Source organism: Nostoc commune NIES-4072, from assembly GCF_003113895.1.
Lineage (GTDB): Bacteria > Cyanobacteriota > Cyanobacteriia > Cyanobacteriales > Nostocaceae > Nostoc > Nostoc commune.
Genome location: NZ_BDUD01000001.1, coordinates 2,579,353 through 2,592,180 on the forward strand (window position 1 = coordinate 2,579,353; position 12,828 = coordinate 2,592,180).

Sequence of the window (12,828 nt, forward strand, 5' to 3'; positions counted from 1 at the left end):
GCATTAACTGAGACGCTGATTCAGTATGCCATTTCCAGGATACGTCAACCAAACGCAAGACCTCATTGCTTAAGTTACGGTATTTGCTTAATCCAATACTTATGCTTCATAATATTGGCGTTTTCAGGTAAATCTGATCCCAATAAAATGAAAATTGTTCCTGTGACTTTCGCTGAGGCACAACGTAGAACTTTAATATGGATAGACCTTAAAAAAGACAGATGATTACACCTATGCGTGTTTTTGTGTTAATTTTTAATGCTCGAACGGAAAATGAGGGAATTCATACCATTCGGGAAGGCGATGCCGAAGGCGGCAAGCTACGCAATAAAATTCTGATGTTCGAGTCAGAAGACGATGCTACCCGCTTTGCCCTGATGTTAGAAGCTCAGGATTTTCCCTCACCTACACCAGAGCCGTTCGATGCTGAGGAAATCAAGGAATTTTGCGAAAGTGCTGGATATGAATGGGAAATCATCCCAGAAAACAGCAATTTAGTTGTAACTCCCCCAGAACTTAACGTCGAACAAACCGACTGGCAAGTAGATGCCCAGAAGGAGGATACTGTTGAAGATACTTTCCCTCTCAATCAACAGCCACTAGAAGAACCAGAATTGTCTGATTCTGAACTAGAGAAGATGCGTCGCAAATTGGAAGGATTGTTGTAATTAGTCATTAGTCATTAGTCATTGGTCATTGGTCATTGGTCATTGGTCATTGGTCGCTAAGTGACTAATGACAACGGACAACGTGACAAAGAACAAAGGACAAATGACAAATGACAAACTTGCAGGAACGTGGGCATCTTTTAACCGAGCTGGTAAATCCTAACAGTCTTAACTTAGACCAGCTCAGTTCTCTGGAATTGGTGGAGCTGTTTAATAGCGAAGACCAAAAGGCAATCGAGGCGGTTGCGGCGGCGAAAATTCAATTGGCACAAGCAATTGATAGCGCCGCAGAGTGTTTGCGCCACGGAGGACGCTTATTTTATATCGGTGCGGGTACAAGTGGCAGGTTAGGAGTGTTAGATGCTGCTGAGTGTCCACCTACTTTTTGTACGCCGCCAGAGTTGGTACAGGGGATTATTGCTGGTGGTGCTGGCGCACTGGTACGCAGTTCGGAGGATTTAGAAGATAGCATCGAAGATGGAGAGGCTGCGATCGCAGGGCGACAAATTACCCAATTAGATGTCGTAGTTGGCATTACCGCAGGTGGGACAACGCCTTATGTCCACGGTGCGCTTCGTGCTGCTCGTGGGCGAGGAGCCAAAACTATTTTTATCGCCTGTGTTCCCGCAGAACAAGTTAGCTTTGATGCTGATATTGACATTCGCCTTTTGACAGGGCCAGAAATAATCGCTGGCTCAACTCGCCTAAAAGCTGGTACAGTCACGAAATTAGCTTTAAATATCCTTTCTACTGGGGTGATGGTCAAACTAGGCAAAGTTTACGGTAATCGGATGGTAGATGTAGCAGTAACAAATCAAAAATTACGCGATCGCGCCTTGCGAATTTTGCAAGACCTCACAGGTTTAAGTCGGGAAGCAGCTGGTTTTTTATTAGAACGCAGTGGTAAATGGGTTAAGCTAGCGCTATTAATGCACTGGACTGGTTTAGAAAAAGATGAAGGCGATCGGCTTCTTTCAGAACACCAAAGTAATCTTAGGGCAGCTGTTATCAGCTATCAAAACCACAATAAACCTTAAATAAGTTCTCCTAAATAAATACTTGATACACTTAAGATTATTAGTGGTAATTTCAGGTATGTAGAAAGACGCATTAGCGTTGGCGTAGCCTCTCCAAGAGTTGCCCAGTTCAATTTCGCGTCTCTCTACAAGTAATAAATATTAATAAATGTAAATAAAAATAAATACTTTTAAGATACATTGCCAATCTAAATAAGTGAAATCTAGAAAGAGACTGCCAATGTTTTTTAAATAAAAATTCAGAAATTATACGGATATAATTCTGTATGGAAATTATTAAAATTAAAGATATAAATACTGAATGCATTTTTCTTAATGATGTGGGCTACAGCAACCTATTTGAGTCATAAAAATTGCCAAGAATCAACTCTGTGCTATATGACTTTTTTACTAGTAATATTTTTGCTATTATCCTATATCCCTTGATTTTAATAAACTTGATTTAAACTGCTACATACGAAATGTATTGGCACTTATTGACCTATCTGCTGACCACTATATAGCTAGTACAGGTCGGTGGAAATAAACCTACCATTCCCAACAGCCAGAAAGCACAAAAAATTAAATCCTTTTGACTTTTGACTTGCGGTATCAGTGTGGGTTTTTCAATAGCTGGCTTTTTACCATAAGGAACAAAGTATGACCCACTCCGAACTTATTTTTTCAAATAACCTAGTTAATGAATTTAAAACTTGTACTCAGCTACAATACAATGGCAAATTAAATATTAAAAGTTCTAAAGGTAGCCAATGGACTTTTTATTATCGGCTGGGGCGGATAGTTTGGGCAACAGGTGGAACTCATCCCTTCCGCCGTTGGCGTAGACAGATGGCTCAAAATTGTCCTCAGATTGATGTTGATAAATTGCAGTTACGTTTGCAAGACGTAGCAATAGATTATTGGGATTATCGCATTCTAGAAATCTTTCATAAAAAACAGAAAATTCAGAGAGAACAGATTCAGTCTATTGCCGAAAACACCATAGCAGAATTATTATTTGACCTAGCTATGCAAGGAAATTTTGCTTCTATAAGTTGCAATCGCAGCCAAGAAGTTATTTTAGAAGCACCAATAAGCTTCACGAGTGCAGAAATGTCTGTAAAGCACATGCAAGACTCGTGGAAAATTTGGTCAGAAGCAGGTTTAGCAAATTTTTCTCCTGACTTAGCACCAGTTCTACGCCGACCAGAACAACTTCAGCAAATAGTAAGTCCATCTGTCTACAAAAACTTTGTAAATTTAATCAACGGCAAATTAACTTTGCGAGATTTAGCCGTGAAAATGAAGCAAAGTGTACTCCCGCTCACCCGTTCATTGCTTCCTTATATCCTTAAAGGAATCATCGAATTGGTGGAAATACCTGACATGCCCTTAGTAGTGATGGAGGGCAACAATAAGCCTATCACCGCACAACCAAAAAAATCAATTGCTCCACTAGTAGCCTGCGTAGATGATAGCCCTCAAGTCTGTAAAATGCTAGAGGATATAATCACTTCCAATGGACTAAGGTTTATCAAAATTCAAGATGCTGTACAAGCTCTCCCAACCCTCATTCAAGATAAACCAGACCTGATTTTCTTGGATTTGATTATGCCAGTCGCCAGTGGTTACGAAATTTGTACTCAGTTGCGACGAATATCTGCCTTTGCCAATACACCAGTAATTATATTAACAGGTAGTGATGGTCTTTTAGATAGAGTTCGTGCTAAGGTAGTCGGTTCTACAGATTTTATAACTAAACCTGTAGTGCCTGACAAGGTAATAAGTATAGTACGTAAATATTTACCTACAGCAAGTATATCCATCGACAAGAGTCAACCTAATTTAGAAGTTTGTAAGTAGGGATAATTAATAATTTTTATTGATTATTAATTATCAACTAATCTAATTAGTTTTAAAATTTCATTCCTCAGCATGAGCCTATTGATTAACAATAGCGCTCACAAAAAAATTACAAACGATAAATTCTACCACAGTAAACATAAAAATTCATAAAATGCAAGTAGGTGGCGCTCTTAAATCCACCTATTTTTTTATTTAAAATCGAAGTTTATTACGTAACTAAAACATATATTAAATTATGTTCATTACGTACTTTTTCGGAGGTTAATATATAAAGATTGCATCAAAATTAGACAAATACAGATTTTGTATTTATAGCAGTCCTATTTGATGTGTGAATATTATTTATGACAAGGAATTAGGAGCTAGTAACACAAGCCATAAGTCAAAATCTACGTATACTTTAATTTTGGGCTTTCTAACTGTTTTCAAATAGTAAGTTTATTTCCGCAAACCTGTACTAGTATCTAGTTTCTTAAATGTCTTTGTTCACGCATAATTGAGGATTTGTATGTCTAATTTGTTTACATCCTTAAAAACTTTTCAAGAGTAATTACCATGAATACTATTTTAGTTGTTGAAGATGGCTTAACAGATATGGAAATAATCAGCCGTTACTTGCAACAGGCAGGTTATTCTGTGATTAGTGCCACAAGCAGTGAAGAAGCTCAAGACAAAATAGATAAAAATAAGCCAGACCTAATATTTCTCGACGTAATTTTACCAGGTAAAAGTGGCTTTGAAATTTGCCGAGAGTTGAAAAATAATCCCAGTACTAGCAAAATACCTGTGGTTTTTTGCTCTACAAAAAATAGTGATGTAGATAAAATTTGGGGTAATATGTTGGGCGCTGATGGTTATTTATCAAAACCGATTGACCGAGAGGAACTAACGGTAATGTTAAAACGATTAATTAGCTAGCGAAAATTTAATCAATCCACAAAAAAGCTAGAAGTCTATATTTCTAATTTAGAACCTCTACAAAATAACATAATACTGCAAATAGTGGCTAAAGAACAATAATCAAGCACAAAGGAAAGTAATTTTGGAAACTAAGGAACAGTTCTTAAGTTTTAATTTGGGAGTAAGGGACACAGCGATAATATCGTTACAACACATCACAGAAGTGTTGCAAATATCATTACCAGAAATATGTGGCGTTCCTCAAATGCCTAGTAGCGTCTTAGGTATCTATAACTGGCGCGGTGAGATGCTTTGGTTAGTAGACTTAGAGGCAATGTTAGGTTATCCTCCAATTTCACAAGGAGCAAATTTACTTTCAAAAATGATGGCGATTGTTCTCGAAAACAAAGGTAAATATTTGGGGCTATTGGTACGACAACTGATAGATATTGAATGGCTAGATACTCAACGAATGAAACCCCCAACTAGCGAATTATTTTATCCTAAAATCTCACCTTTTTTACAGGGATACTTTATTAATGATTCTGAGGATATGATTTTTAATTTGGATGCCATAACAATTATCCAAGCTCCCATGTGGAAAATTCATAATTGAACAGTTGCTCGTGGTTGATTAGGCATGTTTTTTTAACAATCCCTAATCTTTCTTAGCTAAATACTAATACAAGTCGGCGGAAATAAACTTAGCATTTTGTTACAGCTAGAAAGGCTAAAACTAAATCTTTTAGACTTTTGACTTCCTCCTTACAGTACTAGTTAATTCTTAAGTAACAATTATTACTCTAACAAAATTTGAGGTCAATCTAATGACATTTTTGTATAACAATAGCAATGAAAAGCAGGATTTAATCTCGGAAGTAGAAAATATAAATGGGAGCGCTAATATAACAAATATTGCTAGCAATGAAATATCCTTATTAAACACGATCGCTCAAGAATTTAAAACTTGGCGGCGACAGTTGCAAGATATTGTAACTCACATGCGCCAAGCGCCAGACTTTGATACTCTACTCAAAATTAGTGTAGCGCAGATAAGAGAAAAAATTGGTTGCGATCGCGCCTTAATTTATCAGTTTACTTCCTTTGATTCAGGTAATGTTTTAGCAGAATCAAGAACACTAGGTTGGACACCAACTTTAGGCGAAAATATTCCCGGAATTATTTTTGGTTTATATACCAATCAAGACTATATAGAACCTGTAGCTATTGACGATATCACTCAGATTCAACTTACCCCTTATCAGAAGCAACTTCTAGATAAATTTCAAATTAAAGCTAGTTTGAGTTTACCGATTGTAGTAGAAGGTAAAGTATGGGGCTTACTGGTAGTAAATAATTGCTTATCAACACGGCAGTGGCAAGAAGTAGAAATTAGCCTACTATCCCAAATTACAACAGAACTCATATACAAATTACAGAGTTTTGAATTCAAAAGAGAAGAACAGCAGCGCATACTAGCAAAAAAATCTGTAGCTAAAGTTATCGATAAAATTTTGCGGGCATCAAATGTCGAGAAGATTTTTCAAACAACCACTCAAGAAGTCCGGCAATTACTAAAATGCGATCGCGTCGCCGTTTATCGTTTCAACCCTGACTGGAGTGGCGAGTTTATCGCTGAGTCAGTAGGTAATGGCTGGGTAAAAATGGTCAGCCCTGATTTTTATATGGTCTGGGAAGATACCCACTTGCAAGACACCCAAGGAGGACGTTATGCCAAGGGTGAAAGCTTTGTGGTCAAAGACATCTATAAAATGGGCCATGCTCAATGCCACATTGATATTTTAGAGCAGTATGAAATGAAGGCTTACATCATTGCGCCTATATTTGCTGGAGAGAAATTATGGGGCTTGCTGGCAGCTTATCAAAATTCTGGGCCTCGTGATTGGCAACCTTGGGAAGAAAGCTTTGTAACCCAAATTGGACTGCAATTTGGTGTGGCTATCTCACAAGGCGAATATCTAGAACAGATGCATAAGAAATCTGAGCAACTAGCCCAAATAGTTGAACAAGAAAAAGCTTTTACTAAAATAGTAGGTCGCATTCGACAATCTTTAGATGTAGATAGCGTCTTCAAAACAACCACTCAAGAAGTGCGCCAATCACTACGATGCGATCGCGTCGCAGTCTATCGTTTTAACCCTGACTGGGGTGGCGAATTTGTGGCTGAGTCTGTGGGTACTGGTTGGACAAAACTGGTAGGCCCTGATATTAAAACCGTTTTGGACGATACTTACTTGCAAGAAACTAAGGGAGGTAGGTATGTCAGAGGCGAAAACTTTATTGTTAATGACATCTATCAAGTAGGGCTTGCTCCTTGCCATATTGAGATTTTAGAGCAGTTTGAAGCCAAAGCTTACATAATTGTTCCTATATTTTTCGGGGATAAATTGTGGGGTTTGCTGGCAGCTTATCAAAATTCTCGCCCCCGTGAGTGGGAAACTTGGGAAGTTAACTTTTTGGTTCAAACTAGTTTGCAATTTAGCCTAGCTAAATCACAGATAGATTATTTGGAATTAGTTCGGTTGAAATCTGAAAAACTAGCTCAGATAGCGGAACAAGAGAAAGCTGTCACCAAGATCAGTAACCGCATCCGGCAATCTTCAGATGTAGAAGAAATCTTCAAAACAACCACTCAAGAAGTACGGCAATTACTGCGATGCGATCGCGTTGCAGTCTATCGTTTCAACCCTAATTGGAGCGGTGAATTTGTAGCAGAATCAGTAGCTCATACTTGGGTAAAACTGGTAGGCCCCGATATCAAAACTGTCTGGGAAGATACCCACTTACAAGAAACTCAAGGGGGTCGATATGCCCAAGGGGAAAACTTTGTTGTTAATGACATCTATCAGGTAGGTCATTCTCCTTGCCACATTGAGATTTTAGAGCAATTTGAAGTTAAAGCTTATGTAATTGTTCCTGTATTTGCCGGGGAACAATTGTGGGGATTGCTGGCAGCTTATCAAAATTCTGGAACTCGCGATTGGGATGAATCGGAAGTCACTTTATTAGCACGCATTGGCAACCAGTTAGGGCTAGCATTACAACAGACTGAATATTTGCAACAAGTACAAGGACAGTCAGCCAAATTAGCAGAAGCCGCAGCCCGAGAAAAGGCAGCCAAGGAGTTACTACAACAACGATCTATTCAACTGCTAACAGCCCTTAGACCCGCCCTCAACGGCGACTTAACAGTACGCGCACCCATTACAGAAGACGAACTAGGTACGATCGCCGATGCTTACAATAATACCCTGCAAGCATTACGGCAAATCGTTCTTCAGGTACAGGGAGCTGCTCAACAAGTTGCTCAAACTTCCAGTAACAGCGAGGCTTCACTAACGGGACTCACTAATTTAGCACAACAACAATCTGAGGAAATTACCGCAGCTTTAGGTGAGATTCAACAGATGGTGGACTCTACTCAAGCTGTGGTTACGAATGCTGAGTTAGTACAAGTAGCGGTACAACAAGCCAATGAAACTGTAGAGTCTGGCGATACTGCGATGAACTTAACTGTAAAAGCAATCCAAGGAATTCGTGAAACCGTCGCTCAAACTAGCAAGAAGATTAAACGCCTCAGTGAATCTTCGCAAAAAATCTCCAAAGTGGTTAATTTGATTGGTAATTTTGCTACACAGACAAACGTGCTGGCTTTGAATGCAGCCATTGAAGCCACTCGTGCAGGTGAATATGGCAAAGGCTTTGCAGTTGTAGCTGATGAAGTCCGTTCTTTATCTCGCCAGTCAGCAGCAGCAACTATCGAAATAGAAAAATTAGTCCAGGAGATTCAAGCAGAAACCGGAGAAGTAGCAGTAGCAATGGAAACTGGTATTCAGCAGGTTGTAGAAGGTACAAATCTGGTCAATGATACTCGCCAAAACTTGAATGCGATCGTTTATGCAACTGCCGAAATTAGTCAGCTAATCGAGCGAATTACCGCCGCGACTCAAAAACAAATGACGCAATCTGTAACAGTCACAAAATCAATGCAAGATGTAGCAGAAATTGCTAATCAGACTTTTGCTGAATCTCAAGAAATTGCTAATGTGTTCCAAGATTTATCGGGGATGGCGCAAGAGCTATTAACAACTGCTAGTAAGTTTAAAGTGAAATAGGGAGTGGAGAGTTAGGAGTTAGGAGTTAGGAGTTATTGGGTTAAAGCATTAATTAGATAAATCACTATTTTGTTGACAAATTTAAAAATGCTTTGACCTTAATTAATTGTAACTTTTGAGTTGAAGATAGGAGAAGAGTAATTGGCAGAGAGTATTATTCAACAGAAGAGTTTTCAATTTGCTTTGGAAATTATTCACCTATATATTAAACTGCAAGAGCAACGGGAATATGTGCTTTCTAAGCAATTACTACGAAGTGGGACAAGTATTGGCGCGAATGTTGAAGAGGCTAGCGGTGGTCAGAGTAGAAAGGATTTCTTGGCAAAAATGTATATTGCATACAAAGAGGCTAGGGAAACCAAATACTGGCTACGTCTACTACAACAGTCCAAACTAGTAAATATTGATTTAACCAATGAACTAATCTATGCAGACGAAATCATTCGGATTTTGAGTTCAATAGTCAAGACAACTGAAAAATCAATTGGTTGATCAACTCCCAACTCCCAACTCCCAACTCCCAACTCTCAACTCCCAACTCCCAACTCCTAACTCCTAACTCCTAACTCCTAACTCCTAACTCCCCACTTATGATCACAGATAACGAAATCCGCGAACAAGGATACATCTACTTTCTGGCTGAAGCCCCAGAATTAGTCCAAATTATTGAACAAGAACTATTTAGCTTATCAGAAGATTACAGCACTGCTAAAGTTCATAACTTAATGCGGGCTACTCATACACTTAAAGGTGGCGCTGCTAATGTTGGGCTAGAAGTAATTAAGATGATAGCCCATTTTTTAGAAGATGTATTTAAGGCTCTATATAATCCAAAAGTGATAGTTGATGCTGAATTACAAACACTTTTGTTACAAGCTTATGAGTGCCTTAGCATAGCACTAAATACCGAATTAATCGGCAGTACTGTTAATAATGAAGAATTGCTCCATCGAGCAACTTCAGTGTTTGCACAGTTGCAAGACAAGCTGGGTGATGCATTTGGCGCTGAAACTCATATTCCCACTTCTGAAGAATTGGGATTTGATATTGTCCAGTCCGTTTTTGAAGTGGGAGTAGAGCAACGTTTAAACAGTATTGCTGAAGCTGTTAACAATCCACCAAGTAATGACGAATTTATCGAGTTTTTACATTCTCAAGCTGAGGTGTTTCTCGGTTTAGCAGAATCTCTAAATTTACCTGGATTGGGAGAAATTTCTCAAACAATTCTGTCAGCGCTGCAAGCAAACCCCACTCAGGTGCAGCAAATTGCAGAAATTGCCCTTGTAGATTTGCAACAAGCACAAAAATTGGTATTAGAAGGCGATCGCACTTCTGGCGGAAAAACTTCTCCAGCTTTGCAAAAACTCACGACAATGACAAATAATGAGTTATCTGAAGAATTACAAAACAATTCAGAAGAACAATTTTACCAATTTATCACTACATCTGATAATAATAAAAATCAATCAGTAAAGCCAACAACTGCCAAGTTTTATTTAAAAGTTATTCGTTACATTTTTGGCTGGTTTAATCACGAAATCAAAGTACCAGAGGCAGAGCTTAATTTTGATTTAATGGTTCCCAGATTAGAAAAAGAAAATTTACTTGGTTATATCGATAATTGGCTAAAAAACTTTCTTAATTTTGTTCAAGACGCAGAAGATAGTCAAAGCCTTTCTCTTTATCGACATGGGATAATTTTAATCATTTTATTTGCCGTCATAAAGTTTCAGTACTCTGTAGAAAAATCTGATAGTTACATCTCAGTTATTAAAATATTACAAACCCAAATTCATAAATTAGCACAAGAATATAAAAACTATCCTCCTGTTACTAATAAAGAGAAAAACTGGCTTGATAATCCCAAGTTACAAACGCTCTTAGTTCTTAAAGAAATACCTAATAGTTCTTCTCAAACAACTGAGAACTTACTAGAAGCAATATGGGGAGAAGAAGCTAGCGAAAACTTTACAGAGCAAGTAGTGACAACCACAAATGATGATTCTTCAGTAAAGCTTGATTCCTTAACTGTCAATGAGCAGGAAATTGTAAATGTTCCTGAAACAGCTATTGAAGTCATGCCTGATTTAGCTACACAAATCAACAAAGAAATAGAAGATAAATCAGAGTATGTTCAAACTAAAAACCTTCGCCAACCTTCTTTTATTCGAGTAGATACAGAGAGACTGCAACATCTTAATTATCTAGCTGGAGAATCGTTGATTTACCAAAAACGGCATAGTTTACAAAATGAACAAGTCAAAGAAATAATTGGCCAATTAATCCAGCAACTAACTAGACACCAAACAACTTTAAATGAATTACGTGATTTACCATTACAAATACAAAATATTGCCTCACAACAAACGCAAAATTTTGCAGTGGATTTTGACTCTTTAGAAATGGATGTATATACAGATTTTCAGATGACATTGCACGAGGCAATAGAAGAGATACTGCAACTACAAGAAACTACAGAGTCTCTTGACTTGCTTGTGACGCAAGCTGCCCAAATTGGTGACAAACAAGAAAATTTAACTCTTAATATTATAGATAGCTTAGTAGAAGCACGAATGTCGCCTTTGGGTAATATCTTGAATCGCTTCCCCCACATGGTAGATAAGTTGGGGAATGTTCATGCCAAACTTGTAGAATTGAAACTTAGTGGTACTGAAGTACTAGTTGATAAAGCGATCGCAGAAAAGCTGTACGATCCCTTGTTACATTTAGTACGTAATGCTTTTGACCACGGTATTGAAGCTCCGCAACTTCGCCGAGAGCTTGGTAAACCAGAACAAGGGTTAATCGAAATCCGCGCCTATCATCAAGGTAGCCAAACTGTTATCGAGGTTAGGGATGATGGACAGGGATTGAATTTAGACAGAATTCGCAGAAAAGCTGCTGAATTTTATCCCATACAAAGTGAAGAAAAAATTATCAGCTATGCTTCTAATCTGGCTGAATCTGAATTGTTAGATATGATATTTTCACCTGGATTTTCTACTGCTGCTAAAGTAAGTGAAATTTCTGGGCGTGGTATGGGGTTAGATATCGTGCGGACTCAGATGAACGCACTGAATGGTTCAATTTCGGTTCAATCCTTACCCAAGCAAGGAACAATATTTATACTCAAAATTCCTTTTTCTATGACTACCGAAAAATTAATGCTAGTTCAAGCCAAAGGTGTTGTTTATGCCCTTATTTTGGACAGCATCGAAAAAATATTGATTCCCTCTGAGCAGCAGATTAAAGAAATTGAAGGTAAAAAAGTATTACATTGGAATACAGACGATGATGAAACTATAGTCTGCCTCCGTCAACTGTCAAAGTTGATTAGTTATAATGATTCATGCTTGAACAATGATACTTTATACAACACATCAAGTAATCACGACCCAAGCATAGCGAAAAATCCGGTGCTTTTGCTGCGACGAAATCAAGGAAGATTTGCTTTAGAAGTTGACCAAATAATTGGTGAACAAGAACTGGTAATCAGACCTCTAGGAAATGCGATCGCACCGCCAAAATACATTTATGGTTGTAGTAGTTTAGCTAATGGTAATCTCATCTTAGTGATTGATGCTTCATTACTGATATCTAGCGAACTTCAACAAACAACACTTGATATTATGGCGCTACCAGTACCTTCTTTATCAAATAAGAAAGCCTTAGCGATATCAGGAGATACTTTTTCATCTACACCATTACTTGCTGCATCTACTTTCACAACAACCATAGAAACCCAATCTAGTTATTCTCAAGAACCAGAGAATAAATTACCGATAGAAACCCAACCCAGTTACTCTCAAGAAACAGAGAATAAATTACCAAAAGTTGTTTTAGTAGTAGATGACGCAATTAGTTTGCGCCAAACTATCTCTCTCACACTGCAAAAATCTGGTTATCAAGTAATACAAGCTCAAAATGGTGTAGAAGCTCTAGAAAAGTTACAGTTACATCCAGAAATACAAGTTGTTATCTCCGATTTAGAGATGCCACGAATGAATGGTTTTGAGTTGTTGGGCAATTTCCGTCAATACCCCAATTTAGCAAAAATACCTGTAGTGATTCTCACTTCTCGCAGCGCTGAAAAACATCGCCAGCTTGCTCAAGAATTGGGTGCAAAGGCTTACATAACTAAGCCTTATTTAGAACATGAGTTCCTTTCTACAATTAAGGAGTTAACTAACAGTAATACAGATAATTTAAACCATTTAGTCATTAGTCATTAGTCATTGGTCA

At 38.0% G+C, this 12,828-nt stretch carries 8 protein-coding genes; all 8 read left to right on the top strand.

All coding sequences use genetic code 11. From position 1 onward, the window contains the following. Positions 1-221: 221 nt before the first annotated feature. The 8 genes from CDC33_RS11390 to CDC33_RS11425 all read left to right on the top strand — a co-directional run bounded on the left by CDC33_RS11390 (position 222) and on the right by CDC33_RS11425 (position 12,818). Positions 222-668, top strand: a complete 447-nt coding sequence (locus CDC33_RS11390) for a DUF3110 domain-containing protein (protein WP_109008579.1) — start codon at positions 222-224, stop codon at positions 666-668. A 110-nt stretch (positions 669-778) separates the two neighbouring features. After that, positions 779-1,705: an N-acetylmuramic acid 6-phosphate etherase gene (murQ, locus tag CDC33_RS11395; RefSeq protein ID WP_109008580.1), complete on the top strand. Its 927-nt coding sequence runs from the start codon at positions 779-781 to the stop codon at positions 1,703-1,705. 639 nt (positions 1,706-2,344) lie between these two features. Continuing rightward, the gene (locus CDC33_RS11400; protein WP_109008581.1) at positions 2,345-3,547 is read left to right on the top strand and encodes a response regulator; all 1,203 of its coding nucleotides are present in this window, start codon (positions 2,345-2,347) and stop codon (positions 3,545-3,547) included. Between the two features lie 558 nt (positions 3,548-4,105). Next, positions 4,106-4,468: a response regulator transcription factor gene (locus CDC33_RS11405; RefSeq protein WP_109008582.1), complete on the top strand. Its 363-nt coding sequence runs from the start codon at positions 4,106-4,108 to the stop codon at positions 4,466-4,468. Positions 4,469-4,592: 124 nt separating this feature from the next. Further along, positions 4,593-5,066, top strand: coding sequence for a chemotaxis protein CheW (locus CDC33_RS11410; protein ID WP_109008583.1), 474 nt, complete (start codon positions 4,593-4,595; stop codon positions 5,064-5,066). Positions 5,067-5,277: 211 nt separating this feature from the next. Further along, complete coding sequence (locus tag CDC33_RS11415) at positions 5,278-8,586, top strand: GAF domain-containing protein (protein ID WP_109008584.1); 3,309 nt, start codon at positions 5,278-5,280, stop codon at positions 8,584-8,586. Between the two features lie 141 nt (positions 8,587-8,727). Then, positions 8,728-9,078, top strand: a complete 351-nt coding sequence (locus CDC33_RS11420) for a four helix bundle protein (RefSeq protein WP_109008585.1) — start codon at positions 8,728-8,730, stop codon at positions 9,076-9,078. A gap of 98 nt (positions 9,079-9,176) precedes the next feature. Beyond that, positions 9,177-12,818, top strand: coding sequence for a hybrid sensor histidine kinase/response regulator (locus CDC33_RS11425; protein ID WP_109008586.1), 3,642 nt, complete (start codon positions 9,177-9,179; stop codon positions 12,816-12,818). Positions 12,819-12,828: the final 10 nt, after the last annotated feature.